29 protein-coding genes are annotated in these 25,701 nt (G+C 57.1%); 17 read left to right on the top strand and 12 right to left on the bottom strand.

Features of this window, described 5'->3' with window-relative positions:
* Positions 1 to 288: hypothetical protein (locus ACR0NW_RS19570; RefSeq protein WP_480791897.1), on the bottom strand; the 288-nt coding region annotated here is incomplete at its 3' end.
* Between the two features lie 94 nt (positions 289 to 382).
* Between ACR0NW_RS19570 and ACR0NW_RS19575 the strand changes: the two genes are divergently transcribed.
* Positions 383 to 523 carry a hypothetical protein gene (locus tag ACR0NW_RS19575; RefSeq protein ID WP_170656108.1) on the top strand — a complete coding sequence of 47 codons (141 nt, stop codon included), beginning with the start codon at positions 383 to 385 and terminating at the stop codon, positions 521 to 523.
* A gap of 116 nt (positions 524 to 639) precedes the next feature.
* Positions 640 to 981, top strand: a complete 342-nt coding sequence (locus ACR0NW_RS19580) for a hypothetical protein (protein WP_170656130.1) — start codon at positions 640 to 642, stop codon at positions 979 to 981.
* Positions 982 to 984: 3 nt separating this feature from the next.
* Here ACR0NW_RS19580 and ACR0NW_RS19585 read toward each other — a convergent pair whose 3' ends face one another.
* The gene (locus ACR0NW_RS19585) at positions 985 to 2,040 is read right to left on the bottom strand and encodes a transporter substrate-binding domain-containing protein (RefSeq protein WP_480452258.1); all 1,056 of its coding nucleotides are present in this window, start codon (positions 2,038 to 2,040) and stop codon (positions 985 to 987) included.
* Between the two features lie 212 nt (positions 2,041 to 2,252).
* On the opposite strand from ACR0NW_RS19585, the gene dapE reads away from it, so the two are divergent.
* Genes dapE through rnr form a run of 3 tightly spaced genes read left to right on the top strand, consistent with a single transcriptional unit; the run spans position 2,253 to position 6,298 of the window.
* Positions 2,253 to 3,392 (top strand): succinyl-diaminopimelate desuccinylase, encoded by a 1,140-nt coding sequence (dapE, locus tag ACR0NW_RS19590; protein WP_480452260.1) that lies wholly within the window; start codon positions 2,253 to 2,255, stop codon positions 3,390 to 3,392.
* 3 nt (positions 3,393 to 3,395) lie between these two features.
* Positions 3,396 to 3,983: a TIGR04282 family arsenosugar biosynthesis glycosyltransferase gene (locus ACR0NW_RS19595; protein WP_480452262.1), complete on the top strand. Its 588-nt coding sequence runs from the start codon at positions 3,396 to 3,398 to the stop codon at positions 3,981 to 3,983.
* A gap of 56 nt (positions 3,984 to 4,039) precedes the next feature.
* Complete coding sequence (rnr, locus tag ACR0NW_RS19600) at positions 4,040 to 6,298, top strand: ribonuclease R (RefSeq protein WP_480452265.1); 2,259 nt, start codon at positions 4,040 to 4,042, stop codon at positions 6,296 to 6,298.
* Here the strand turns inward: rnr and ACR0NW_RS19605 are convergent.
* Together ACR0NW_RS19605 and ACR0NW_RS19610 are read right to left on the bottom strand one after the other, a co-directional pair.
* Positions 6,289 to 6,675: a DUF1801 domain-containing protein gene (locus tag ACR0NW_RS19605; protein ID WP_480452267.1), complete on the bottom strand. Its 387-nt coding sequence runs from the start codon at positions 6,673 to 6,675 to the stop codon at positions 6,289 to 6,291. The two genes, rnr and ACR0NW_RS19605, sit on opposite strands and share 10 nt — an antisense overlap.
* Positions 6,672 to 7,370 (bottom strand): glutathione S-transferase family protein, encoded by a 699-nt coding sequence (locus ACR0NW_RS19610; protein WP_170656096.1) that lies wholly within the window; start codon positions 7,368 to 7,370, stop codon positions 6,672 to 6,674. Before ACR0NW_RS19610 ends, ACR0NW_RS19605 begins: the two co-directional genes overlap by 4 nt.
* An 82-nt stretch (positions 7,371 to 7,452) precedes the next feature.
* Between ACR0NW_RS19610 and ACR0NW_RS19615 the strand changes: the two genes are divergently transcribed.
* Together ACR0NW_RS19615 and ACR0NW_RS19620 are read left to right on the top strand one after the other, a co-directional pair.
* Complete coding sequence (locus tag ACR0NW_RS19615) at positions 7,453 to 8,166, top strand: helix-turn-helix transcriptional regulator (RefSeq protein ID WP_480452270.1); 714 nt, start codon at positions 7,453 to 7,455, stop codon at positions 8,164 to 8,166.
* Between the two features lie 63 nt (positions 8,167 to 8,229).
* Complete coding sequence (locus ACR0NW_RS19620) at positions 8,230 to 9,549, top strand: lytic murein transglycosylase (protein WP_480452271.1); 1,320 nt, start codon at positions 8,230 to 8,232, stop codon at positions 9,547 to 9,549.
* 65 nt (positions 9,550 to 9,614) lie between these two features.
* On the opposite strand, the gene ACR0NW_RS19625 is transcribed toward ACR0NW_RS19620, so the two are convergent.
* Both ACR0NW_RS19625 and ACR0NW_RS19630 read right to left on the bottom strand, forming a co-directional pair.
* Complete coding sequence (locus ACR0NW_RS19625) at positions 9,615 to 11,012, bottom strand: aspartate aminotransferase family protein (RefSeq protein ID WP_480452274.1); 1,398 nt, start codon at positions 11,010 to 11,012, stop codon at positions 9,615 to 9,617.
* A 68-nt stretch (positions 11,013 to 11,080) separates the two neighbouring features.
* Entirely contained in the window at positions 11,081 to 11,752 is a 672-nt protein-coding gene (locus ACR0NW_RS19630; protein WP_480452454.1) for a GntR family transcriptional regulator, read from the bottom strand.
* A 258-nt stretch (positions 11,753 to 12,010) separates the two neighbouring features.
* Here ACR0NW_RS19630 and ACR0NW_RS19635 point away from each other — a divergent pair, with 258 nt between their 5' ends.
* On the top strand, positions 12,011 to 13,312 hold the full coding sequence (locus tag ACR0NW_RS19635) for an NAD(P)/FAD-dependent oxidoreductase (protein ID WP_480452276.1): 1,302 nt from the start codon (positions 12,011 to 12,013) through the stop codon (positions 13,310 to 13,312).
* Between the two features lie 5 nt (positions 13,313 to 13,317).
* Here the strand turns inward: ACR0NW_RS19635 and ACR0NW_RS19640 are convergent, their stop codons facing one another.
* From ACR0NW_RS19640 to fliK, 3 genes are read right to left on the bottom strand one after another with little or no spacing between them, the layout of a single operon-like run.
* Positions 13,318 to 14,193, bottom strand: coding sequence for a phosphotransferase (locus ACR0NW_RS19640; protein ID WP_480452277.1), 876 nt, complete (start codon positions 14,191 to 14,193; stop codon positions 13,318 to 13,320).
* Positions 14,194 to 14,243: 50 nt separating this feature from the next.
* Complete coding sequence (locus tag ACR0NW_RS19645; protein WP_480452279.1) at positions 14,244 to 14,912, bottom strand: flagellar hook capping FlgD N-terminal domain-containing protein; 669 nt, start codon at positions 14,910 to 14,912, stop codon at positions 14,244 to 14,246.
* Positions 14,913 to 14,915: 3 nt separating this feature from the next.
* The gene (gene fliK, locus ACR0NW_RS19650) at positions 14,916 to 15,449 is read right to left on the bottom strand and encodes a flagellar hook-length control protein FliK (RefSeq protein WP_480452280.1); all 534 of its coding nucleotides are present in this window, start codon (positions 15,447 to 15,449) and stop codon (positions 14,916 to 14,918) included.
* Positions 15,450 to 16,161: 712 nt separating this feature from the next.
* Between fliK and ACR0NW_RS19655 the strand changes: the two genes are divergently transcribed.
* The 6 genes from ACR0NW_RS19655 to ACR0NW_RS19680 all read left to right on the top strand — a co-directional run bounded on the left by ACR0NW_RS19655 (position 16,162) and on the right by ACR0NW_RS19680 (position 19,976).
* The gene (locus ACR0NW_RS19655; protein WP_480452282.1) at positions 16,162 to 16,566 is read left to right on the top strand and encodes a rod-binding protein; all 405 of its coding nucleotides are present in this window, start codon (positions 16,162 to 16,164) and stop codon (positions 16,564 to 16,566) included.
* The gene (locus ACR0NW_RS19660) at positions 16,556 to 16,915 is read left to right on the top strand and encodes a flagellar biosynthesis protein FlgN (protein ID WP_480452283.1); all 360 of its coding nucleotides are present in this window, start codon (positions 16,556 to 16,558) and stop codon (positions 16,913 to 16,915) included. The genes ACR0NW_RS19655 and ACR0NW_RS19660 overlap by 11 nt, the downstream gene beginning before the upstream one ends.
* A 211-nt stretch (positions 16,916 to 17,126) precedes the next feature.
* Positions 17,127 to 18,338, top strand: coding sequence for a flagellin (locus ACR0NW_RS19665; protein WP_170656077.1), 1,212 nt, complete (start codon positions 17,127 to 17,129; stop codon positions 18,336 to 18,338).
* A gap of 69 nt (positions 18,339 to 18,407) precedes the next feature.
* Entirely contained in the window at positions 18,408 to 18,779 is a 372-nt protein-coding gene (gene flaF / locus ACR0NW_RS19670) for a flagellar biosynthesis regulator FlaF (RefSeq protein ID WP_480452284.1), read from the top strand.
* A gap of 1 nt (position 18,780) precedes the next feature.
* Positions 18,781 to 19,182, top strand: a complete 402-nt coding sequence (gene flbT, locus ACR0NW_RS19675) for a flagellar biosynthesis repressor FlbT (protein ID WP_480452286.1) — start codon at positions 18,781 to 18,783, stop codon at positions 19,180 to 19,182.
* On the top strand, positions 19,179 to 19,976 hold the full coding sequence (locus tag ACR0NW_RS19680; protein WP_480452287.1) for a DUF1217 domain-containing protein: 798 nt from the start codon (positions 19,179 to 19,181) through the stop codon (positions 19,974 to 19,976). The genes flbT and ACR0NW_RS19680 overlap by 4 nt, the downstream gene beginning before the upstream one ends.
* Before the next feature lie 124 nt (positions 19,977 to 20,100).
* Here ACR0NW_RS19680 and ACR0NW_RS19685 read toward each other — a convergent pair whose 3' ends face one another.
* The 3 genes from ACR0NW_RS19685 to ACR0NW_RS19695 all read right to left on the bottom strand — a co-directional run bounded on the left by ACR0NW_RS19685 (position 20,101) and on the right by ACR0NW_RS19695 (position 23,021).
* Positions 20,101 to 21,675 carry a DUF427 domain-containing protein gene (locus ACR0NW_RS19685; RefSeq protein ID WP_480452289.1) on the bottom strand — a complete coding sequence of 525 codons (1,575 nt, stop codon included), beginning with the start codon at positions 21,673 to 21,675 and terminating at the stop codon, positions 20,101 to 20,103.
* A 385-nt stretch (positions 21,676 to 22,060) separates the two neighbouring features.
* Positions 22,061 to 22,762: a helix-turn-helix domain-containing protein gene (locus ACR0NW_RS19690; RefSeq protein WP_170656065.1), complete on the bottom strand. Its 702-nt coding sequence runs from the start codon at positions 22,760 to 22,762 to the stop codon at positions 22,061 to 22,063.
* Positions 22,734 to 23,021: a hypothetical protein gene (locus ACR0NW_RS19695; protein WP_170656063.1), complete on the bottom strand. Its 288-nt coding sequence runs from the start codon at positions 23,019 to 23,021 to the stop codon at positions 22,734 to 22,736. The genes ACR0NW_RS19690 and ACR0NW_RS19695 overlap by 29 nt, the downstream gene beginning before the upstream one ends.
* Before the next feature lie 176 nt (positions 23,022 to 23,197).
* Here ACR0NW_RS19695 and ACR0NW_RS19700 point away from each other — a divergent pair, with 176 nt between their 5' ends.
* The 3 genes from ACR0NW_RS19700 to ACR0NW_RS19710 all read left to right on the top strand — a co-directional run bounded on the left by ACR0NW_RS19700 (position 23,198) and on the right by ACR0NW_RS19710 (position 25,606).
* On the top strand, positions 23,198 to 23,671 hold the full coding sequence (locus tag ACR0NW_RS19700; protein ID WP_480452291.1) for a hypothetical protein: 474 nt from the start codon (positions 23,198 to 23,200) through the stop codon (positions 23,669 to 23,671).
* A 107-nt stretch (positions 23,672 to 23,778) separates the two neighbouring features.
* Complete coding sequence (locus ACR0NW_RS19705; RefSeq protein ID WP_480452293.1) at positions 23,779 to 24,396, top strand: ribonuclease HII; 618 nt, start codon at positions 23,779 to 23,781, stop codon at positions 24,394 to 24,396.
* A 106-nt stretch (positions 24,397 to 24,502) separates the two neighbouring features.
* Entirely contained in the window at positions 24,503 to 25,606 is a 1,104-nt protein-coding gene (locus ACR0NW_RS19710; protein WP_480452295.1) for a DNA methyltransferase, read from the top strand.
* The last annotated feature ends 95 nt before the right edge of the window (positions 25,607 to 25,701 follow it).

Below are 25,701 nucleotides of genomic sequence, written 5' to 3' on the forward strand. Positions count from 1 at the left end.
TTCGCCTTCGCCTTCGCCTTCGCCTTCGCCTTCGCCTTCGCCTTCGCCTTCGCCTTCGCCTTCGCCTTCGCCTTCGCCTTCGCCTTCGCCTTCGCCTTCGCCTTCGCCTTCGCCTTCACCTTCACCTTCGCCTTCGCCTTCGCCTTCGCCTTCGCCTTCACCGCCTTCACCGACGTCTTCAGCATAGGCAGCATCGGCATAAAGTACGGCCAGGACAGTTGTCACAGGGGCAAGCGCCAGCGCCATTAAACTCGCACAAATTGTAAGAAATTTTGACAGGGTGCTCATTTTCTTTCCTTTATGTTTAATGATGGTTATCTAATCCGGTCAGTGTCCATTCTGCGCCGCGCGAGCTGCAACGAAACGTTGAGGGGGCATCTTCATGCGCCAAAGTTGGCTCACGACAAACAAGGCGATGCGCCAATATCTGCCGATTTCAACTTTTGGGCTAAACGCCCGGAATGGCATCAATTTTGAAAAGAAGTGGCAAATTAATTTTGCCGGACCAGAGTGCCAGATGTGATTCGGGCTGTCCGGTTTGGCCTGGCGATTGGACCGGTTTCACACGAGAATGCCGGACCGATTGCAATTTTGCGGGATTTGGTTGACCGGTTCAGGTCCCGCGCGTATGGCAGCGCCATGGAAAAAAAGAAACCTTCACGGCAACAGGTTTTTACCCTGTTGGTTCAGATCGGCCGCAAAGACGGTGACGGCTTGCCCGGCGATGCGACGGGTGCTGCATTGATGTGTTACGCCAGTGGCGTGGACGAGGCGGAAGCCGTGCGCGAAACCGTGGCCATCCTCAAACAGGCCGATACAGCGCCGTTGGATGTGACAGGTTACGGCACCTTGCAGGAACGCGAGGATGCCGGGCATGACATTGGTGAGGAAGAGCGCGCCCTGATGCAACGCGCGCTGGATGAAAACGCGGTTATCGTCGCTCAGATGACGCCATTCTTTGACGAAGGCGATCCGAACTGACGGTCAGTTGCGCACTCCGAACCATTTTCGGTAAATCTCGTCATAGGTGCCGTTTTCGCGCAGCGCCAATAGCGCCTGATTGACATCCTCGACTAGGGGTGAACCCGTCGGGAAGGCAATCCCGTAGTTTTCGCGTAGGAAAACACCTCCGGTCATGGTGGCGATGTTACGTCCTTCATGGGATGCAAAATAGGACAGGATTGGCGCATCAAAAACGACGGCGTCCAGTTCTTCGGCTCTGAACGCAACCAACATCTCCTCCAGCCCCGTAAAGCCGCTATACTGAACTTCACGGCGATCCAGAAAATTTGCCGCCGTTGAACCCGAAATCGTTCCGACCCGCTTGCCATACAGATCGTTGACAGAGTTGACGTTGCTGGTGATCGCGTCGACCGTCATGACCGACGTGATATTGGCCGTGAAGACCGAGACGATGAACAGGGACGAAATCACCAGAACGACTCCGAACAATCTGCCGAAGGCTGTCCGGGGTACCCGTTCCTCAAACCCGCCGTTTACGACTAGGTTCAGTGCCCACCAGAAAGACGGAAACCAGGCCTCGTTCAGGGTCCGGTCGAAATAGGGCTGTGCGCGACGTTCGAAATACCACATCAGCATCCCGCCACTGAACAAGATGCCAAAAGCCAGTCCGATTGCGATGAACAATTCACGTGACAGCAACGCGTTCAATAGGGACGGGCTGCGTGCGGCATCGGACGGCACCATGATCTGCAGGCCCGATTCAAAGATCGGTTGGCTGAAATCCATCTGGGTTTCGCGCATGGCGGTGATCGAGATATTGGCGATTGCCAGATCGGCAGTGCCATCCCGCACCATATCAAGCATGTCCGCGAAGCCATCGACCCTGCGGACCGAATAGTCCCATCCCAGAGAGTCCGAGAGCGCCTCCAGCAAGTCCATGGAAAAGCCGGACTGAGCCCCGTCTTCGACATAAGAAAACGGGGGGCGTGTGACGGTCGTAACCGTCAGAGACTGGGCCTGGCTTTGCTGTGCAAGAACGGCGAAAGTCAGGCAGAGAGAGGCAATGAATGCACGCATCGTGGCCGATTTACCTGTTTCGCGGCCCTCTAACGCAGATTCGTACGAAACGGCAAGCTCGCCGCAGGGGAAAGTGGAATGTTTTGAAGGGCGGTATGGTGGGCCAGGCGCCAAAGTCGAATGTATGAAATTGCGCAAATGGGGTTGGCAATCGATGCAATTCGTTGAATCTGTGCGCGAACCGGGCCAAAGCAAAGAAAGCGACATCCGCCATGACCGATCCTGTGCAATTGACCGCCGACCTGATCCGTTGCCCATCGGTCACACCTGAAGAGGGCGGGGCGTTGGTTCTTTTAGAGCGCGTTCTGTCGGAAGCCGGTTTTGAATGCACCCGCGCGGATCGGGGAAAGGTCTGCAATCTTTTCGCCCGTTGGGGAAAAAAGGGTCATGACCGGAGTTTTGGGTTCAATGGTCATACCGATGTAGTGCCGGTTGGCGATGAAGCGGCGTGGAGCGTCGATCCTTTTGGCGCTGAGGTTAAGGACGGTGTCCTGTTCGGTCGCGGCGCGACAGACATGAAATCCGGGGTGGCTGCATTTACCGCCGCCGCGATGGAGTTTGTTCGGGGCACCCCGCCAGACGGAGCAATCATTCTGGCGATCACCGGCGATGAAGAAGGTGATGCGCTGGATGGCACGACCGCTTTGCTCGATTACATGGAACGCGCGGATGAGCGAATGTCGTTTTGCTTGGTAGGAGAGCCGACCTGCCCCGAGCGGATGGGTGAGATGATAAAGATCGGCCGCCGGGGCTCGATGACCGCATGGTTTACAATTACGGGTGTGCAAGGCCATTCGGCCTATCCTCACCGTGCCAAAAACCCCTTGCCGGCAATGGCCCGACTGATGGATCGGCTGGCGAGTCATGAGCTGGATCAGGGAACCGATCATTTCGACGCGTCGACTCTTGCTATCGTCAATATCGACACCGGCAATTCCGCGACGAACGTCATTCCCGCGCAGAGCCGGGGCGCAGTGAACATACGTTTCAATGACCTGCATTCGGGCGCCAGCCTCAGCCGGTGGCTGCAAGCCGAAGCTGACAGGGTCGCCAAAGAATTCGGTGTCGAAGTTGAAACACGGATCAAGATATCCGGTGAAAGCTTTTTGACGCCCCCCGGGGCACTTTCGGATCTGGTTGCTCGCGCAGTCGAAGCGGAAACCGGCGTGACGCCGGAGCTGTCTACAACCGGCGGCACCTCCGATGCCCGATTCATCAAGGATCATTGCCCGGTGGTTGAGTTCGGCCTGGTCGGGCGCACCATGCATCAGGTCGATGAATGTGTCGAAACTGATCATGTTCATCAGCTCAAAGCGGTTTATTCCCGCATTCTCCGGGACTATTTCGCCTGATCCATGCGGCGAACTCTGGTCATCATGGTCAAGGAACCGCGTCCAGGTAGGGTCAAGACGCGGCTAGGGCGTGATATTGGCATGGTCGGCGCGGCATGGTGGTTCCGGCATCAAACACGTTCGTTGATCCGCCGGTTGCGCGACCCGCGCTGGCAGATCGTGCTTGCGGTGTCGCCGGACCGTCAGGGCCTTTGCAGCCGGGTTTGGCCTGTTGACCTGCCGCGCGCGGCGCAAGGCAACGGCGACCTTGGGCAAAGAATGGGGCGGATGTTGCGGCAAATGCCGAAGGGGCCTGTTTGTCTAATCGGGGCCGACATTCCCGGAATTGGTCGACGGCATGTCTGGCAGGCGTTCAGGGAACTTGGCCGGTCACAGATGGTGTTTGGCCCCGCCCCTGATGGGGGTTACTGGCTGGTGGGCGCGCAACGCTATCGCGCGTTGCCCACAGATCTGTTTCACGACGTGCGCTGGTCTACGGAATATGCGCTGGCGGATACGCTGGCCTCGATCCCCGGCAGCCGGGTGGCGTTCATCGATCAGTTGCGGGACGTGGATACAGTCGCGGATTTACAATCCTCGTCCCGGCGCTGATCGCCGCCACCGTTTTTGATCATGACGCCGTCCTGTCGCCGTGCTAGGGCGGAAGCATGACACGCATCCCCACCAAGCAGGAGGTCCTTGACTGGATCTCGGCGAACCCAACCCTGACCTCGAAGCGCGATATCGCCAAAGCCTTTGGTATCAAGGGCGCGGACCGGATCGACCTCAAGCGTATCCTCAAGGAACTTGAGGCCGAGGGGCATCTTGAGAAGCGCAAGCGCAGCTATCGCGACCCGGATCGACTGCCGCCAGTCAGCGTGTTGCAGGTCAAGGCACCCAACGCTGATGGCGACCTGTTTGCGCGCCCGCTGGAATGGCACGGCGAAGGGGTCGAGCCGGTCGTGCTGATTATTCCGCGCGCCAGCGATCCGGCGCTGGGTGAGGGAGATCGCATCCTTGCGCGGCTGACGCTGGTGCATGAAGAGGATCACAATTACGAGGCTCGGCTGATCCGCCGCATCGGGGCCAACCCCCGCCGCATTGTCGGCGTCTTTCGCAAAGGGGCAGAAGGTGGACGGATCGTACCCATCGACAAAGCCGGTTCGACCGAGTGGCTGGTACATGACGGGGCGGTGCACGGCGCAAAAGATGGTGAGTTGGTCGAGGCCGAACAGGCGGGGCCGAAAAACCGCATGGGCCTGCCGCGCGCCCGTATCGTCGAGCGGCTGGGCGACCCCTCTGCGCCCAAAGCTGTTTCGCTTATTGCCATTCACCAACACGGCATCCCCGACGATTTCCCGGACAAGGTGATTGACGAAGCGGACAATGCCAAACCTGTCGGCCTATCCGGGCGCGAGGATTTGCGCGACATGCCATTGCTGACCATCGATCCCTCGGATGCGCGGGACCATGACGACGCCTGTTTTGCCCATTCCGACGATGATCCGAAAAACCCCGGAGGGCATGTGATCTGGGTGGCCATCGCTGATGTGGCCGCCTATGTGCGCCCCGGCACGGCATTGGACCGCGAGGCGCGCAAGCGTGGAAATTCCAGCTATTTTCCGGATCGGGTCGTGCCGATGTTGCCGGATCGGTTGTCTGGCGATTTGTGCTCGTTGCACGAAGGCGTGCCGCGCGCCTGTATTGCCGTTCGGATGGAGATCGATGCCGAGGGCAACAAGATTGGCCATCGGTTCGTACGTGGTCTGATGCGTTCTGCCGCGTCCCTGCATTATGCCGAAGTGCAAGACGCCATCGACGGAAATCCCAACGACAGAACCGGGCCGCTGCTGGAGAGTGTTCTGAAACCGCTCTATGCGGCATACAACGCGCTGAAAATGGCGCGAGAGGCGCGGCAGCCGCTGGATCTGGACCTGCCCGAGCGCAAGATTGTCCTGAGTGAAAAAGGACATGTCGAAAGTGTGGCCTTTCGCGAGCGACTGGATGCCCATCGTCTGATTGAAGAGTTCATGGTCCTCGCCAATGTCGCCGCGGCCGAGACGCTGATCGCCAAGCGGCGCCCGCTGCTGTTCCGCGTGCACGAAGAACCTGCGCCGGAGAAGTTGGAAAGCCTGCGGGAAACGGCACAGGCGGCCGGACTGAATCTGGCCAAGGGGCAGGTCCTGCAAACGCGCCACCTGAATGCGCTTCTGAATGCCGCGGCGGGAACAGAGGATGCGGAACTGATCAACCTAAGCACGCTGCGGTCGATGGCGCAGGCCTATTACAGCCCCGAGAACTTCGGTCATTTCGGGTTGGCGCTGCGTAACTATGCGCATTTCACCTCTCCCATCCGCCGCTATTCCGACCTGATCGTGCACCGCGCACTGATCACCGCCCATGGGTGGGGCGACGATGGGTTGACCGGGGACGAAATCGACCGGATGGAAGAAACCGCGAACCACATTTCGGATACCGAACGCCGCTCGATGATGGCCGAGCGGGATACGACCGATCGCTATCTGGCAGCTTATCTGAGTGAGCGGGTCGGCAATGAGTTCACGGGCCGGATCAGCGGCATCGCCCGGTTTGGCGTGTTTGTGAAAATGGACGAAACCGGCGCGGACGGTCTGGTGCCGGTCCGGTCTTTGGGCCGTGAGTATTTCCATTTTGACCGTGAGGCCGGAACGCTGATGGGCTCGGATACCGGTATGGTCATCGGCATTGGTCAGCGCGTGACTGTGCGCCTAACCGAAGCGGTGCCTGTAACTGGTGGGTTGGAACTGGAATTGCTGTCCATAGACGATCAAACCCTGCCGCGCAGCCGCGGCCCTGCTGGCCGTGCACCTAAACGCAAGGCCATGTCGTCCCGACGCAAGAAGGACAAGATCAAACGCAAGATCGAGCGTAAGCGCCGTCAGAGGTGATAGGTCAGCGCACGGGCAATCAGCCAGCCGTGGCGCGTTTCATCTATCTGTCCCGGACTGTCGAACAGGATTGCGCGGCTGCCGTCGATCCGGTCTTCATTCGGAAAAGCCGATGTGAAGTCCCCCATCAGACGGCTTTGACAGTGCACGAACAGGGCAAAGGGCGCGGATTTGTGGGTGCCCAACCGAATGGTGGACCCGCGCGGGGCCAGATAGGCCGGCTGTCCCCAGCGCAACGCCTCCTGCAATGGCTGTGCGCTGGGCAATGTGTCAGCAGTATCGAGGATCAGGTCGCGCAAGGCCATGACGCCTGCGCGGGTGTCGGGGGAAAACCCGTCGAACACTGCCTCGACTGCCGGATCGTCAAAAGGTCTCATGGCAAGGATATCGCATTGTCCATCCGGTCGATGTAATCACTAAGGAGCCTATCGCTTTTGATCCGTTCGGTCAGCGGTGTTTTTGCCGGGGTGGACCGCATGGCCGCCAGCATGGGACCAACGCTGAGGTCAGCCGAGGTTGGCCGCTCGCCCATCAGAAATGGCGCGTGCCACAGGAATGCCGATATCGCCTCAAGGTCGCGTTCGATACGGTCCATACGCTCGGCCTCAGCAAAACGGGACACCCCCTGCGCCTCCAGCCCCTTGAGAACGGATTTGCGGATTGCATTGGTCACCGGCCTGCGGATCAGCCCGGGCACCTCATTAAAGAATGTGTCGCGCAATATCGGCCATACTTCGTCATTGCCCCAGCGATCCAGAACGATCTGGAAATACAGGTGCTCTTCGGCCATGCGGATAAGGGCGCGGGACTGACCCTTTTGCATGTCGCTCAGACCCTTGTCGAACTCGGTCCCCTGCGCTTCCAGCCAATTGCGGATGGTGTCGCTGTCCGGAACCAGCCGTTCCGGCGTGCGCAGTACCGGTAGTTTCCGGTGTGGCATCTTACGCGGGTCCAGCAGATCGGATCGTTGCCACCTTTGGCCCGAGAGTTGCAGCATGTAAGCAGCCTTGACGCAGAACGGGCTGGCGCTGAACAGGCCAAAGGCGGAAGGGTAGGTCAGTAGGGTCAGCATTTTGGGCTCCATCGTGGGGATGCATCCAATGTAATCTCGCCTGATGACAGTTTCTGTCATCAGGTTTAGGTTAGGCTACGTCATGTCCCGCACCGCCCGCCTGTTCCAACTTATGCAAGCCCTGCGCTCTGGCCCTTCGCCCAGAACGTCGGCAGAGCTTGCGCAGGATCTGGGGGTGTCCCCACGCACGATCCACAGGGATATCAACGCCCTGCGCGGCTTGGGCGCCGTGATCGATGGAGAGGCTGGGTTCGGATTTACTCTGATCGAGGATGCGACCCTGCCTCCCCTTGGCTTTACCGATGACGAGCTGGAGGCCCTTGTGCTTGGGTTGCGAGAGGTGCAGTTGATTGGTGACCCCGCCCTGTCCGACGCAGCCAGCGCCGCCTTGCGCAAGCTGCAGGGGCGGTTGCCTCAGCGCCAGTCTCACCGTCTCAGCCATGCGGTTCTTACCGCGACCCGGTTTGACCGCCCGATATCTCCGTCAATCGAAGTGGCCGCCTTGCGGCAGGCAACATGGGACGAACGTGCGGTGGAATTTGCCTATACCGATGCAAAGGGCGAGGGTACGGTCCGCCGAGTCAATCCACTCAGCATCGTCTACATGGATCGCGCCAGCGTTCTGTTGAGCTGGTGTCATTTGCGCAAGGATTTCCGTGTGTTCAGACTGGACCGGATGCAGGGAATGTCCGTCACTGATGAGAGCTTTCGGCCCAACCGTGTACCCCTGTTGCGACAGGCGCTGGCCCGTGTCCGGGCTGAACAGGAAGCAAAAGATCGCGAGGTCGGGACCTGAGCGCTTTGTAAAATCCGCAAACTGCGATATCCTTGTGGTTGAGCAGTAATCAGGAAAACCGGAATGCGTATATGCGTAAGTGGCCTAATGGCCGCTGCATTGTGGGCATCCACTGTGCACGCGGACATTTCAGACGCCTCGACCGGGGCACAAAACAAACACGCGTCAGATAGTTTCAGAACGGCGTCGGCTGATCTATTCGTATCTGTCCGACCCGTGCCGCGCCCATCGGACAAGGTACATAAGATGACGGCCAGCGGATCGAATGCCAGATTTCAGGCTTGGACACGCGCCTTCAGAAAACGCGCGCTCGAACAGGGATTGTCACCGGCTGTGTTGGACCGTGCCTTATCGAACGTAACATACGACTCCAAGGTCATCGATCTCGACAGGAACCAGGCCGAGTTTTCCAAGCCTATCTGGGAGTATCTGGACACGGCTGTTTCAAAGCACCGTGTCGCCAACGGATCAGATGCTCTCAACCGGCATAAGGACGCGCTGCAGCGGATTGAGGCGAAATACGGCGTCGAGAAAGAAGTTGTGACAGCGATTTGGGGTTTGGAAACCTCGTTCGGAACCTATCGCGGCGGGAATGAGACCATTCGGTCTTTGGCAACCCTGGCGTTTGAAGGGCGCCGTGCCCAGTTTTTTGAAACCCAGCTTTTGGCGGCGTTGCAGATTCTGGCTGCCGGAGATGTCCAACCTGACAACATGATTGGCAGTTGGGCGGGTGCGATGGGGCATACTCAGTTCATGCCAACTTCGTATCTGGAATACGCGGTGGATTTTGATGAAGACGGCCATCGCAATGTGTGGTCGGATGATCCAACGGACGCTTTGGCCTCGACGGCGTCTTATCTGGCCCAATTCGGTTGGACAAAAGGGCAGCCCTGGGGTGTCGAGGTCGTTTTGCCGGATGATTTCGACTATGCCATGGCACGGCGGGATTACACCCTAATGCCGTCTGAATGGGCCGCGTTAGGGGTACGTGAACCGGATGGAGGGTCTGTTCCGGATCATGGCCGCGGATCGATCCTGCTGCCCGCGGGTGGTCAGGGCGTTGCGCTGATGATTTTCGACAATTTCAAGGTGCTTGAGCACTATAACGGCGCGGATGCCTATGTCATTGGGGTCGGTCATCTGTCCGACCGGCTGGCAGGCAAGGGCGCGTTCAGGGCCGAATGGCCTCGGGGTGACCGCGCCCTAAGCTTTTCCGAAAAGAAAGAGCTGCAGAAGCGTCTGACACAAGCCGGTTACGATACCCAAAGCGTTGATGGCCGTATCGGCCCGCTGACAACGAATGCTGTGCGCGCCTATCAGTTGGCGCAGGGGTTGCTGCCAGACGGTTATGCCTCTCTGAAATTGCTGGATCGGATGCGTTGACGGCGGGGATGCTGGCATGCCCCGCCGTGGAAATCTAATGTTCGGGTAAGCGTCCTGCGCCGATCTTATGATGCTGCTTTCATCAACCCTTTCTCAATGATCTCTGCATGCGCCTCATCCAGTGATTTGCGAATGCGCAGGATCATCTCGTCTATGTCATCTGGCGTCAGGATCAACGGCGGTGAGATGATCATGCGGTCGCCTACATGGCGCATAACCAGATTGTTGGCGAAACAGCGATCCCGGCAGATATTGCCGATAGTGCCGGGGTCAGACGCGAACTTGGCGCGGGTTTCTTTGTCGGGTGTCAGCGCAATCGACGCCATCATGCCAGCGATCTTTGCCTCGCCAACCAGCGGGTGGTCGGTCAGAGCTTCCCACTTCTCTTTTAAGTATGGGGCCGCCACATCACGCACATGACCGATAATGTTCTCCTCTTCGAGGATGCGCAGGTTTTCCAGTGCGACGGCTGCCGCAACCGGATGACCCGAATAGGTGTAACCGTGGTTGAATTCCCCCTTGCCGATCACCTCTGCAACTTCATCACATACGACCGACCCGCCGATCGGTGCATAGCCCGAGCTCAAGCCTTTGGCGATGGTCATGATATGCGGCTTGATCCCGACGGTCTGCGAGCCGAACCAGTTGCCCGTCCGGCCAAAGCCGCAGATCACTTCATCCGCAATAAGAAGGATATCGTACTTGTCACAGATCCGCTGAATTTCCGGCCAATAGCTGTCCGGAGCGACGATCACGCCGCCCGCACCCTGCACCGGCTCGGCGATGAAGGCGGCAACCCTGTCTTCACCCAGCTGCAGAATTGCCTCCTCCAGTTCCCGCGCACGGGCCAGGCCGAACTCTTCAGGTGACATGTCGCCGCCTTCGGCCCACCAGTTGGGTTGGTTGATGTGGTGAATATCCGGGATCGGCATGCCACCCTGTTCGTGCATATGCACCATTCCGCCCAGCGAAGCCGCGCCGACAGTCGATCCGTGATAAGCGTTCTTGCGGCTGATGATGACCGATTTTTCGGGATGACCCTTCATGGACCAGTAAGTGCGGACAAGACGAATATTCGTGTCGTTGGCTTCGGACCCTCCGGCGGCAAAGAAGACATGGTTCAGGTCATCCGGCGCAAGGCTGGCGATCTTGTCGGCCAATGCGATGGCAGGCACGTGGGTCGTCTTGAAGAATGTGTTGTAGTACGGAAGCTCGCGCATTTGCCGGGCGGCTGCATCCGCAAGTTCGTCCCGGCCATAACCAATGTTCACGCACCACAGGCCCGCCATGGCGTCCAGAATTTCCTCGCCTTCGCTGTCTGTTAGGTACACGCCCCTGGCGCTGGTGATGACTCGCACGCCTTCCTTGCCCAGTGCCTCATTGGCGGAAAAGGGGTGGATGTGATGTGCGGCATCCAGGGCCTGCAATTCTGCGGTCGGCATGTGATTGGTGATGGACGACATCTGAATCTCCTGCGAAAGCGGTTGGAAATTACAATATGATCAAATTGAAAGCTGTCAATCGAATCGCGTCAGGCAGATGATTTTGCGTGCGCATCAGCCATTAGCATCATCCCCTGTTCGACGTCCTGCGCCATTGCCTGCGCTACTTTCTCAGAGTTTCGGTTGCGCAGCGCTGATATGATGTCTTTGTGCAGATCGGGCAGGCTGTGTGTCCCGAAACGACCGCAGACGACGCGAAGGGAAGGACCAAACCTGAGCCACAAACGCTCGGCCAGATCGCTGAGAACAGGGGCCTCGGCATAGGCATAAAGCGCTGCATGAAAAGCATAATTCCAGCGCAGGTATCCTTCCACATCTCCTGCCGCAATCGCTTGGTCCAATTGTTGGTCCATACCTTCAAGCTTGTCGATATCGGCAGAAGTCATATTCAGCGTTGCGCGCCTTGAAAGCTCTGATTCTATTGACTTTCTTGCGTAAACTAACTGTTCAACATCGGCGCTCGACAGAACCGGTACACTCACCCGTCGGTTTCCCTGAAATACCAGCGCGCCGTCCGAAATCAGGCGGCGGATCGCCTCGCGCACAGGGGTCATGCCCACTCCAAGAGAATCTGCTAACCCCTGAATAGTGACAGGTTGCCCCGGGATCATTTCCCCGAACAAAATTTGTGATCTGAGGGTCAGATAAACCTGTTCATGCGCCGGTTGCTTGCTCTCTCTGGTTTCTGTTTTTGGCACCATGTCTTTGATCGTATTCAAAAGGTTTACCCCGATCTGCTTGAGCTTGACTTGCCAGCTTCTGCACCTCGTGAAATCATAAACTGAGTTACCGGAAAACGCAAAACTTGATCAAATCTAAGACCTGTATAGATTTGCCGTCATGATCGTCTCATTAATACTACCTTTGATCCCCATCACCGTGCTTCTGCAGAACCAGCAGAATCTGACGGAAGCAATGGTGCGGCAGCGGCGCGAGACCCAAGCCGTCGTGCCTGTGCCATGAGGCGTATATATCCGGATTACGCCTATGGGTCTGGTCCGCGTCAGGGGTGCTGGTGGGACGAAACCGTCGAGGCGCCAGACTGGCCTGTTCAACAAGGCAACTTGAAGGTTGATGTTGCCGTTGTCGGCGGTGGTTTCACCGGTATGTCGGCGGCCCTTCATCTTGCGCAGGCTGGGGCCTCAGTGGCCGTGCTGGAAGCAGAAACCCCGGGATGGGGTGCCTCGGGGCGGAATGGCGGGTTTTGTTGTCTTGGTGGCTCGAAACTGGCCTCTTCCACGATGCGTCGCCGTTATGGCGACGCTGCCACTCAGGCATATGAGCAGGCGGAAACTGATGCGGTTGCTCTGGTCGCAGACCTTTTGACGAAGAACCGTATCGATGCGGATACGCACTCAAATGGCGAGACGGTTCTGGCGCATTCGCCGCGCGCGATGGCCCATCTCCGGCGAAATGCGGATGAATTCGGGGTGCTGCATGAGCCGGACGACCTGCCAAAACTGGGATTTGGCGGCGTGTTTTATGGTGGCTACAGTTTTCCTGTCGGGTTTGGCCTGAACCCACGAAAATACCTGTTCGGCGTTGCCGCTGCGGCGATAGACGCGGGCGCAAAGGTGTTTCAGAAAAGCGCGGCCCTTGCAATCGGAAGCAAGGGGGCACGGCATGAGGTCACGACGCCCGCTGGCCAAGTGGTGGCGGATCAGGTTCTGATCTGTACAAACGGATATTCAAGCGAGGATATGCCGCCATGGTTGGCTGGCCGATACATGCCTGCGCAATCCACTGTAATGGTGACGCGCCCGCTGACCGAAGGTGAACTGACGGCGCAGGGTTGGACATCGGACCAGATGGCGTATGACAGTCGGCATCTGCTTCACTATTTCCGTTTGATGCCTGATCGCCGGTTCCTTTTTGGAATGCGCGGGGGGCTGTTCTCGTCACCTGGCGCCGAAGCTGCGATCCGACGTAAGGTGCGCAAGGATTTTGCACATATGTTTCCGGCCTGGGCTGGGGTGGATGTTACGAATATGTGGTCTGGTCTGGTTTGCCTGTCGCGCAACCTGGTGCCGTTTGTCGGAGCTGTTCCAGGACAACCCGGCATATATGCGGGGCTGGCCTATCACGGTAACGGAGTGGCCATGGGAACCTATTGCGGTCGTGCTCTGGCCCATTTGGTGCTTGGACAGGATGCTGACCTGCCTGTTCCTTTGACCCGTCTGCCGTCCCGAATTCCGTTCGGTCGCGCACGTCGCATCCTGATGCCACCAGCGTATGCTATGATGGCGCTGGCTGATCTGTAGCCATGTTAATTGCGCAGCGTTTCGGTCTCTAGCGCACAGCCTGTGGCATAGTCGGGGGCGCCATTTTCGCTGCGCCAAAGGCAATAGGCCGCCATACGCCATGCGTACCACCGTCGCAGATCCCCATAACGATGCGTGATTTCCGGATCTTCGTAAGCTGAAAGAAAACGGTTCTCTTCTTCTGCCGACAATATGGTTCCGCGGTAAAGCCATTGCATGGAGGGCGACAGAAACAATGCCACATCCTCGCACGGGTCCGCCAGGGCCGGGCACTGCCAATCGATGAGTGTAAGGCGACTGCCCGAGACCAGAATGTTGCCCGCCACCGGATCCCCGTGAATGATGCATCGTTGTGGCAGTGGTTCGACATGGGTGTTCGGGCGCAGCCGTTCCAAATCCGCGCGTTGCCGTGATTTGCACAAGGTTAGAATCTGCCGTGCATGTGCATCCAGATCCTTGCTGCCATTGCAACCCAGCGGCGCCTTTAGATGAATCGGGCTGGAATGAAGCCTTCGCAAAAGGCGCGCAACGGGCTCGGGATTTTCCTGCCAAGGCGCACCGGGTGCATGGTCGTACAGAACCCATCGGTCGTTGTGGGTGCGCCCCGAGGCGCGCAGACGCGGCGTAAACCCTGCGGTCGAGAATGCCTCCAGACAGGTTGCCTCCAGATCGGCGTTGTTTTGAAATAGCGGATTCTGAAAATTGGTCCGATAGAGCTTCAACACCCTGTCTCCACCGGAACCGTGCACTTTCCAGACGCGATTGGTACGCCCACCGTAAAGCGTTTCAAATCGTTCACTTGGGCTGACAAGCCCCTTGGTGTTGAGTTCCGCGATCAGATGAGTTGGCGGCAGTGTTTCGGAGGTCAGGATTCGTTCCAATCATTGGGATGGCGTAGCAGGCCAAGGTTTGACCTGTCCTGCCTGCCAGATCAACTCCCGGTGCGAATGCCTGATACTTCCTCGGTCGATACAACCTGCCCGCCATCCAGCGTCAGGGTGACTTTGCCCTCGAGTATTTGCGCCTCGGTTACGCGGCCATAGGTGGCGGCTGCCGTTTCTGACAAAAGCTCCCCTTGATAGAAACTTTCGACCGAAAGGGAGTAAAGCCCTGTTGGAACAATCCCCCCTGATCCATCTGCCCCGTCCCAGACAAAGGATGATGCGGATACCGGCATCGAAACGCGATCCACCACCGTCCCGTCAGAATCTCGTATGACAAGGTTTGCTTTGTCCGCTTTGCCATCGGTTTGCGGAAACAAGGTAACGGGCGTGCCGTTAAATTGAACAGGCGCGTTTGTCCGTACGTTCATTCCGATCCAGTCGGCCAGGTCGTTAAGGTTAGCACCACCCAATGCTCCGGCCAGACCAGAAAGGAACTCGTTCGTCTGAACCTGCTGCTCCACCATGGAAAACTGGGCCAGTTGCGACGCGTATTGCGCTGAATCCAATGGCTCCAGAGGGTCCTGATACCTGGCTTGCGCAGTCAACATCTTCAGAAAGGTCTCGAAATCCGAGGTCAGTTTTGAAGGCGTGCCGGATTTTGCGGCACTGGCGGTGCCCGAAGCGACCGAAAACGCTGTGCTGGTTTGGGTGATCATTGTTCAATACCTCAAGTCAACGCCCTGAGAGACGATTTTGGTTGGAAGGTCAGTTGCTTGTGGATCATCCGGGTTGTCCGGGAGGTCCAGAGTACCTGCCGGGTCTCGACGGCGCTCGTGGTGCTGTTGTGACTGCATTCCGAAATCCAGAGATATGTTTTTGTATCCTAGTTCGCGAAATTCGGACGACAGTTCCAGAACATGCCGCCGCATCAGATCCAGCGTTTCCGGACGTTCGGCCGAAATGCTCAGGACAATACCATCGTCACGTCCGCTCAGAGCTATCGAAACACGTCCCAATTCCTGAGGATTTAACGCGACTTCAATTGTGTCTGATCCTGATCGAACGGAAATGGCCGCCGACAGTTGTCCGGCTATTGCGCGCGCCACATCCGGAGTGCGAACAGGCCCAGCTTGTCCGGAGGGGGCTTGTCCGGTTTCCCGGGTGTGGGTGGGCAGGGCAATGTCGCTTTCCGGGGCCTCTTGTTCCATCGCGAAATCAGGGTTGGCCAAAGCCTGATCTTGTTCGGTTGACATCGCGGTATCGAACCTTGGACTTCCGGCTGGCGGTCCAGTGAAAGTGGCCGGGGGCGTGTTGGCCAATGGATGAAGCCGAATGTCAGCATCTGGCTTCCGGCTCCCGGGCGCAGTGATTGCACCTTCCATTTCAGGTGTCTTAGCCGCCGACCGATGCTGAATTATTGCCGTTTCGACGTTTTTCAGATGGGCGGGATTGATCTGTTTATCACCATCGACAATTTGCGGACTTGATGCCTGCAGAGGCTCAGCGTCGATACGGGAATCTGATGCGTATTTAACCAACTCGAATTGAGTTGGCGCACTGGCTGCTTTTGGTGGGGGACTGACAGCTTCCAAAGTATCATCGGCGCTTTGGGATTTGTCGATGGTAAGTGCGCCGGGCGGCAATTGGTTGTTGTTTGCAGTGAAAGGTTCGATGTCGCTCCGCCGCAGACTTACCGTTTCGTTTTTGTCCGGCAACGGATGGTCGATCGGGTCAAGTTGATCCGGGAGCTCCTCACTGCTGATCGGAGTCTCCGAATCGACCTCCCGATTCGGGCTGCCATCTTCAGAATGCGGTACCTTGGGGGTCGGCCCACTGTGCCCGGGCTGGACCGAAGGTTCAGAACCACCTCGCACGAAATTTTCAAAGGGATTTTCGGGCTTTGACCTCTGCCCGACATCCAGATCGGATCCGGATTGCGGGCTTCGAAGCGGCGTTGAAGGCAATGTGTTCACTGATGCAGGCATATCGGACATCCCAGAAATCTGGCCACCACCCTGCACAGTAGAAGTTACGTATTTTTTAACTGCTTTCATCATTTATCAGGACAGTTCTATGCAACTTCCGAGGAGCGTCATGAAGATTTCAGTATCCCCCGCGCCAGTCGCCACAGGCGTTGATTTTTCCAATCTCAGAAAAGCTGCAGTTGAGTTGGAGGCGACATTTTTGTCTGAAATTCTGAAGTCTGCGGGCCTTGGCGCTGCACCATCCGGATTCAGTGGCGGTGTAGGAGAGGAGCAGTTTTCTTCGCTTTTGGTACAGCAACAGGCTCGTCAAATGGCCTTGTCCGGGGGTGTAGGCCTGTCAGAAGTTTTTTTCAGGGCGCTTACGGAGGATGCCAATGTCGCGTGAACAATCTGTTGAACTGATCCGGGCACTTGAGGAGTTGCTGGATATGGAGCGCGCTGCGCTCATCCAGGGCCAGCTGGATCAGCTGGATCACATGCTGCCCCGGAAAGGGGAACTGATCGCATCGGTCAAGGACCTTCAGGTGCGTGAAACCGAAGATTTGATCCGGCTCCAACACAAGGTCGACCGGAATCAGGCCCTGTTAAAAAGTGCATCCGAAGGGATCAAAGCCGTTGCAAGCCGGATGGCCGAGCTTCGGCAGGTTCGCCAGGGGTTAAGCACGTACGACGCTGCCGGGCAGCGCAGCAACTACGCCGTGCGACGCGAGCCAAAGCTGGAAAAGCGCGCATGAGTATCGGTTTGATTCAAATCCTAATTTTCCAAACAGTCAGCTTTAGCATTCCATTAGGAGATCGCGCCCAAACATGAACCTGCATCTGGAATCGCAGGTGGCGCGAAAACCGACAAGGTAGATCGCAAAGGTCAGAACGACACGAATTCCAGTCCATCCGGACGGGTAGAACACGGGTGCCTGAAACACCCTAACGCAAAGGATGAAAATCATGTCCAGTATTCTGACAAACAATGGCGCGATGGTGGCGTTGCAAACCCTGAAATCGGTCAACAAGAACCTGACGGCAACTCAAAATGCCATTTCAACCGGCAAGGATGTGGCTACTGCCAAGGATAACTCTGCAGTCTGGGCCATTTCCAAAGTGATGGAGTCGGACGTCAAAGGGTTCACGGCGATTAAGGACAGTCTGGGTCTGGGTGAATCGACGGTTGCGGTTGCGCGCAACGCTGCGGAAACAGTGACCGATCTGCTGACGCAAATGAAAGGCAAGATCGTTGCGGCCCAGGAAGACAACGTTGATCGCGCGAAAATCAACACGGATGTGAGCGCGCTGAAGGATCAAATCGCATCAGTTGTGGGTGCCGCTCAGTTCAACGGCCTGAACCTCGTGGACGGCTCTGCCGGTTCGGCATCAATTCTGGCTTCGCTGGACCGGGACAGCACAGGCGCAGTGACGGCGTCGTCGATCAACGTCGCCGGTCAGAACCTGTCTACCGGCGGCTATGTCACCAAGGCCGTGTTTGACGGATCGACCGGGTCTTCGACTGGCAATGACAGGGTGGGGGCAACTATTGCCGACACTGCAACTTCGGCGACCGCATTGGTGACGGATGAATCCAGCGGCGCGTTTGCTGCCGGGGACAAGGTGGTCGTTGCAATCGACGATCAGACCGTGTCCTACACGGTGACCGCAGCGGACGCTGCCGCGACCACCACCGGGGATATCGTTGCTGTCGGCCTGAAAGCCAAGATCGAGGAAATGGGGATTACCGGCCTGACCGTCGGATACGATTCCGGTACTGCCGGCACTCTGGCAATCTCCAATAACACAGGTGCGGATATCTCGTTTTCCGCGCAATTTGTGAATGCGGGGTCCGGCGGCCTTGGTGCGATGGCGGGGATTGACGTGTCAACCGGGCCGGGCGCAACCGCAGCGCTGGCCACCGTCGAGGCACTGATCGACACGTCGATCGATGCGTCGGCGGCCTTTGGTTCCGCACAAGGGCGTATCGAAACGCAGAAAGAGTTTATCTCGAACCTGTCGGATTCGTTCAAATCGGGGATCGGTTCGCTGGTCGATGCCGACATGGAGGAGACCTCTGCCCGTTTGCAGGCCCTGCAGGTACAGCAGCAGCTTGCGACCCAATCGCTCTCCATCGCCAACCAGGCGCCGCAGTCGATCTTGTCGCTGTTCCGTTAAGGCATATGACCAGGGCGGTAACGCCCTGGTCTTTTCCCTCTCCTGAAATTTCAATCATGAGGACACGACGTGAACGCGCTATCCCAGGCACGGCGGGCATATTCCGCCGCATCCACCCCGATCCGAACCCCGAGAAATATGGAGTATGAAGCGATCTCGCGTGTCACGCACCGCATCCATGCTGCGATGAAAAAAGGCAAACCTGCCTATGGTGAACTTGTCGAAGCACTTTATGACAACACCCGCATGTGGACTGTCTTTGCAAAAAACGTTGCGGACGCGCAAAACGGGTTGACCGATCACCTGCGTGCGCAGCTTTTTTTCCTGTCAGAGTTTACCCACGAACACACTAGTAAAGTTCTTCGGCGCGAGGCCAATGTTCTGCCGTTGCTGGAAATCAATGCAGCCATCATGCGTGGCCTGCGTAGCGGAGGTGCATGAGATGAGCGGACTGGTCCTCAAGCTGGCACCGAAAGAACGTGTCCTGATCAACGGCGCAGTCATCGAAAACGGCGACCGGCGTGGGCGGTTAGCGGTGATGACGCCGAATGCGAACATTTTGCGCTTGCGTGATGCAATCCACCCTGACGAAGCGACGACTCCGGTGCGAAGGGTCTGCTACGCAACACAACTGGTCTTGTCGGGGGACAGCGATGCAGAGGCGACACGATTGTCCCTGCTGCGGCATATCGAAGAACTTAGCCAGATCTTTGGCGATCGCGACAGCCGCCATGCGCTGACCGAAGCGACCGAGGCGTTGATAGCGGACCACCACTACAAGTGCCTGAAGGCTCTGCGAACTTTGTTGCCGCGTGAAGAGCGCCTGATGGCATACCGGCAATGAGCTATCAGCCCGTCATACCGGCCAGCGGTTTGGTCGGCTGGCGCTTCCTGCAGCGCACACATGACGCCCAGTTGGAGACCTTTGCGGCATCTCCTTCGGTTGAGCGAGAGACAAAGTACTTTCTGAACAAGATCCAAACGGTAACCTCTGCAGAGGATCTGGTATCGGATCGGAGGTTGTTGCGTGTCGCACTGAGTGCCTTCGGCCTGGAGGGGGATATCGACAACACTTTCTTTATCCGCAAGGTGCTGGAGGACGGGACAAATGCGGACGACGCATTGGCCAATAAACTGTCGGACCGCAGGTATCGCGAGTTTTCGGCCGCATTTGGGTTGGGACCGGGTGATGTTCTGAGAACGGGATTGGTGACCGAAATGGAAGTTGTCGCCCGGGACAGCCTGACCGCCCGGTTCGAGTCATCTGTCGGGGAAACAGACGAAACAATGCGGATCGCTTTGTACACTCAGCATGCACTGGCTGATCTGGCTGGAAAAGGCGGCAGCGAAGACCAGAAGTGGTTTGAGTTAATGGGTCTTCCTCCGCTGCGCCGAATGATGGAGACCGCGCTTGGCCTGCCGCCGGCCTTTGCGCAGCTGGATATCGACAGGCAACTGGAAGTGTTCAAGACAAAGCTGTCAGGCCTGACCAATTCGTCTGATCTGTCGCAATTCACCGAAAGCTCGGCCATTGAAAAGCTGACCGATACATATCTGGCGCGCGACCAGATATCGTCAATCAATTCTGCTGTGTCACCGGCCAGAACTGCTCTGATACTTCTGGGTGGGGCAGGCTGAGCAAATAGTCAGCCCGGAGCAATTAAGGTGAAGCCTCTATAACTCCCGGCACTCCCCGCCATCGGTTTAGGGCCGGATTTGCATCGTATTTTGGCGCACGATGTTGGGCGCCGGACACTCTCGGCTAAGGCGTTGGTTCCAGATTGTCGGCATTTGTTTGTAGCGCGAAACAATGTACGGGCTGGGTTACATTGTGCAGCTGGACCTGTCCGAGAGATACCGCATTCGAGCAGGCAGGTTCGATATCTTCTGAAACGACAATTCGATGCCCGCCGGTTTTTCCGTATTCACCCAGTCGTGCGGCAATGTTTGCGGCTTGTCCAATTACGGTAAAGTCCAAACGCTCGCGCGAGCCGACATTGCCATAGGTCACCCGGCCAAATGCCAGGCCAATGGAGCAGTCGCAGTGTTCATCTGACCCGGTTTCCCGTAATTCGGCCAGCCTGTCGACAATTTCGATGGCTGATCGTTGTGCGTGACCACGCGCAGCGGCCGGGTCTTCGCCTGCCGGAAAGACGGCCAAAACAGCGTCACCAATGAATTTCAGTACTTCGCCGCCGTGATCGTGAATTATGCCGGATACTGTTTCGAAAAATTCGTTCAGCATCGCGATATATGCCGAACGCCCCAGACGCTCCTCCAACAAGGTCGAGTTTCGCAGGTCGCAGAACATGATTGCGGCGTCGATCTCGTCCCCGTCGCCGCGCCGGATTTCACCGCCCAGCACCCGCGCGCCAGTTCTTTTGCCCACATAGGTTTCCAGCAAAGCCTGCGCATTTTCGCGCTGGGTGAACACTTCGTAATAGCGCGCGATAACCGCTGAACATTCGAAAACCAGACCAAGATTTTCGGTCGTAAAGCCATTGGGGTGATCGCAGGTCAGTGTCAGAACGTTGGTGCGACCATCCGAAAATGGCAGGGGCATGGCAACATAGTCGGTCGCGCCTTTGGCGCGCAGGTCTTCCAGAATGGGAAAACTGTTTTCGGGATGATCATCGTTCAGCCGTTGTCGCACGCCGCCCAAGCCGTTTGATACGTGCCGAAGCGGGCTGTTGGTATAGGCCGGGTGGTCGTGGATTTCGTAGGTTGGTGCAAAGGTCGAAATCTCATCCTCGCCCTTTTCCCAGATATAGTGCTTTCCGGCGATAAGCGGGTGCAACGACCATACCAAAACGCCCAGGCGCTGAATGGAAATCCCGTGCTCAAGCATCATTTCGGCCAGCGCCTTGGTGAAATCTTCGGGTGTCAGATTGGCTGAAGCGCCCCGCATCAGCCAGTCAATCAGTGGGCCGCTGATATTGCCATCCGCTGGCTTGCGCAGGGTGTTTTCGCCCAGGTCTATATGGGTATACGCATCGGTCATGAAGCCGAAATGACCTTCGATACCCTCGCTTTCGGGCAAAGCGTTCTCATACGCCCAGACTGAATTGGGTAACCGCTTGCCAGCAATTTTGATATCCCGATAGGTGGCCGTACCCTTGAACGGGCAAAACGTCTGCAACTCACTGGGGTCGCTCAGATCGGCCTTCACGTCTTCGCGGGGAAAATAGATCGTTGGCGCAAGCCGGGTTTCGTACATGACCTTCGCATTGGAGCTTTCGGCCAGCATCATGTCATCTCGATAGATCGCGACGCGCCCCTTGAGCGGCTCGATGGAAATGCCGTAACCTGTGGATTGCGGTTTGGCGTGGACGTTCATCTGCAACCTCCTGTGCCTTGATCCGTTTAAGGATGGGTGCAACTCGTCCGGTTTCCAAGGGGGAATTCGAGGTTTTTACCAAATGAGAGCGTCTAGTTTCGGAAATCGGTGCCGGGTTCTGTCGATGTGTGCTGCAATGCTGAACCTTGCGGCTGGCGTTCATGCGGAAACGGCACCAAAGCAGTTAAACCGCAGTCAGTGCATCTGTCTGGCGGTCTGCGCGACCCTTGCGAACCCCAACCGCATTCCGGTCACAACCGTCAACGGCTGTCCGCGCCTGCGGGATGAGTTGATTTATGACAATCTCGCGCGGTGTGCCTGTCCACAGGGCCCGACTGGCGCTCAACAACCGGCCAGAGAACGGCAGTCGCCCAATCATTAGCGATCAGATCATCTGAATCACGTCTTTTTCGATGGCAAGCATGTATCCCTTCTTGGCAATATTCTTGACCAGAAGTTCGCTGACCATCTGATTGCCAAGGGCATCGCGCAGACGCTTGATCCGGGTCGCACCGGCGGCTTCATCGCAGTCAGAGGCATTTTTACCCGAAATTGTCGATTCTATCTCGACCCCGGAAAGCACTTCGTCATCCAGGCGGGATTCGGCCAGAACCGAAAGCGTCTCCATCGCGGCCGGCGTCAATTTGAAACCCATGTTGTTCAGATAAACCGTATTCTCTTCGCGGCTGATCAGCAGCGAGGTGACCTGAATACCCGTACGCTCGATCTGGGCCATGCGCCTGTTCAGCATCACGATCATGATCAGAAATACCAGTGCGGCGATCAGCATGGCACTTGCAAAAACCAGCAACACAAAAATCACCATGCGATAACTGGACAATGTGTCGGCAAAGGCGGTGCCGGACTGGGCCAGAATTTCCAGCAGTTTGATTTCTGCCTGCGATGTCAGGTCGCTTTCGACGAACAGGCGCTCGACCCGTGCGTTAAAGGCATTGGCGTCGGGCAGGGTCCAGAACAGAAAGGCAGCGGCTGTCACAAGTATTGCGATGATCACCGCGATCCCGGCGCCGGCCAGCCGCACCCCGGAACGCCGGGCATCAGTAACGGAGATAGAATTTTCCGGCATTTGCCTTCCTTTGATCCAGCCCTTCGGGTCCGAACACCGATATCACGTTCAGCAGGGTCCACCCTGAAGATTTGAGGCGCCCGGCAACCTCGTTTCTGGCCTGACCGGGCGAACAGCTGGAGACTTGCATGACGCCATAGTGCAGGCGCAAGGGTTTATCCTGCTTGGCCTTGTAATCCGCATAGCAATCCGCCGCTGCAGCGTTGGAACCAAGCGATATCAGGGCCGCACAGACCAGTGAAGAGAGCATCTGTTTCATGGGCTGCATCCTGCGCACGGGTTTGTCGGATATTCAATAACCATAGGGCTTTGAGAAGGATGATATCGGATAACAAGGGTGCGTTATTGCTTGTCCGAACCGGAAAGACCCAGGGTTGGTTCATCGAATTCGCGATCCCCGCAAGGGTCGCAGGAACACCGGAAAGGACATGCCCAATGCACCGGAAATTCATCGCCGTGATCATCGCAACCGCCGTGGCAATAACTGGGATTTCAGCTTCGAAAGCACGGGCTGCTGATGCCCATGACATACTTGGGGGGCTGGCAGCTGTCGCAATCCTCGGTGCGGCCATCAATCACTACTCCAAGAAGTCGCGCCACGATTACGTGCAACCCGTAACCCGTCATCCTTACCCGGCCCCAAGCGTGCCCCGGGTCAAACCGCGCCATGTGCGTCCGATACCTAATCGCGTGGCGCGTTATGACCTGCCTCAACACTGTCTCAAGACTTTCAACAGATACTCCAAAAAGCGCCCGCTGCTGGGGAAAAGTTGTCTGAAGAAACATTACAAACATGCCAGCCATCTGCCGCGCGCGTGTGAGGTCGGGTTCTGGAACGGAAAGAAAGTCAAGCGCGCCTATGAACCCGCATGCTTGCGTCAAAAGGGATACCGAGTTGTGTACTGGTAACGAGTACCGAGCAGAAGTGGCGACGTAGAAGCGCCACCGGAGAGGGCAGTGCAAACTGCCCTCTCTTTTTTCTTGCGTTGCTGTGCAATTCCCGGTTTCCAGATGCCATGACATTTCCGAATGATGAACTGGAACAGGCGCTGAAAGCGCGGGGCTATCTCAGAATAGCAGGTGTTGATGAGGTGGGGCGCGGCCCGCTGGCAGGTCCGGTTGTGGCGGCAGCGGTTGTTCTGGACCTGAGGGCGATACCCGAAGGTCTGAACGACTCAAAAAAACTGACCGCAAAACGGCGCGACGTCCTGAATGATCATATCAGGGAAGCGGCAGAAGTTTCCGTTGCCGAAGCAAGCGTCGAAGAGATTGACGACCTCAACATCCTGCGCGCGTCGCATCTGGCGATGGAGCGCGCGGTCGCCGCGTTGAATCCTCAACCGGATTTCCTTCTGATTGATGGCAATATGATACCCCGGGGCCTTGGTCTGCCCAGCCAGGCCGTTGTCAAAGGGGACGCGCGTTCCGTGTCGATAGCTGCGGCGTCGATCATTGCCAAAACATGGCGCGATCGGCTGATGGTGGATTTGGCGCAACAGCATCCGGGCTATGGCTGGGAGACAAATGCCGGATATCCGTCAAAACAACACAAAGATGCGCTGCGAAATCTTGGTGTGACCCCACATCATAGGCGTTCGTTCAAACCCGTCCACAATATCTTGTATCAAGAGTAAATCGTAAGCTGCTGATTCAAAAAAGAAATTGACGGCGAATCGTCTTTGACTCATCCTTGTCTCAACCAAATGAGCGCAAAAGCGCCGTGGAACCTGAGGCAGTGATATGACAACGACCAAGACAAAGGGCGCAACCGCGCTCCCAATAAACACGATTCTTTCCGGCGACTGCATCGACGTGATGAACAGTCTGCCAGAGGCGTCCGTGGACCTGATTTTCGCCGATCCGCCTTATAATCTGCAACTGAAAGGCCAGTTACATCGCCCGGACAACTCTCAGGTGGATGCGGTGGATGATCACTGGGATCAGTTTTCCAGCTTTGGCGCCTACGACCAGTTCACGCGCGAGTGGTTGAAAGCGGCCCATCGCCTGCTGAAACCCAATGGTGCGATCTGGGTGATTGGCTCTTACCACAACATTTTCCGTGTGGGTTCGGCCTTGCAGGATGCGGGATACTGGATTCTGAATGACGTCGTCTGGCGGAAATCGAACCCGATGCCGAATTTCCGTGGCAAACGGTTCACCAACGCGCATGAGACAATGATCTGGGCATCGAAGGCCGAAGGGGCCAAGTACACGTTCAACTATGAGGCGCTGAAGGCGCTGAACGAAGGTGTACAGATGCGCAGTGACTGGGTTCTGCCGATCTGTACCGGGCATGAGCGGCTCAAGGACGAAAACGGCGACAAGGCGCATCCGACACAGAAACCGGAATCACTGTTGCACCGCGTTCTGGTCGGTTCGACAAATCCTGGTGACGTGGTGCTGGATCCGTTCTTTGGCACGGGCACAACGGGTGCTGTTGCCAAGATGCTGGGGCGCGAGTTCATCGGCATCGAGCGCGAAGAAAGTTATCGGAAGGTCGCCACCAAGCGAATCTCAAAAGTGCGCAAATTCGATCGCGAGGCGCTGGAAGTCAGCGCAAGCAAAAGGGCCGAACCACGCGTTCCCTTTGGCCAGCTGGTCGAACGCGGGATGCTGCGCCCGGGCGAGGAACTGTACTCGATGAACCAGCGCCACAAGGCCAAGGTGCGCGCGGACGGCACCCTGATTGGTGACAATATCAAAGGATCGATTCATCAGGTCGGTGCACACCTGGAAAATGCGCCCTCCTGCAATGGCTGGACCTATTGGTGCTTCAAGCGCGACGGAAAGACCGTTCCGATTGATGTGTTGCGCCAGCAGATCAGAGCCGAAATGCATAACTGAATTTGAACACCGCCGGTGCCTGTGGCCTGACACATGGCACTAAACCTTGCCCCGCCGGGATCGGCGGGGTCTTTTGTTTTGTCGCACAGGGTGTT

The sequence above is a fragment of the Ruegeria sp. CF5 genome, assembly GCF_056537325.1.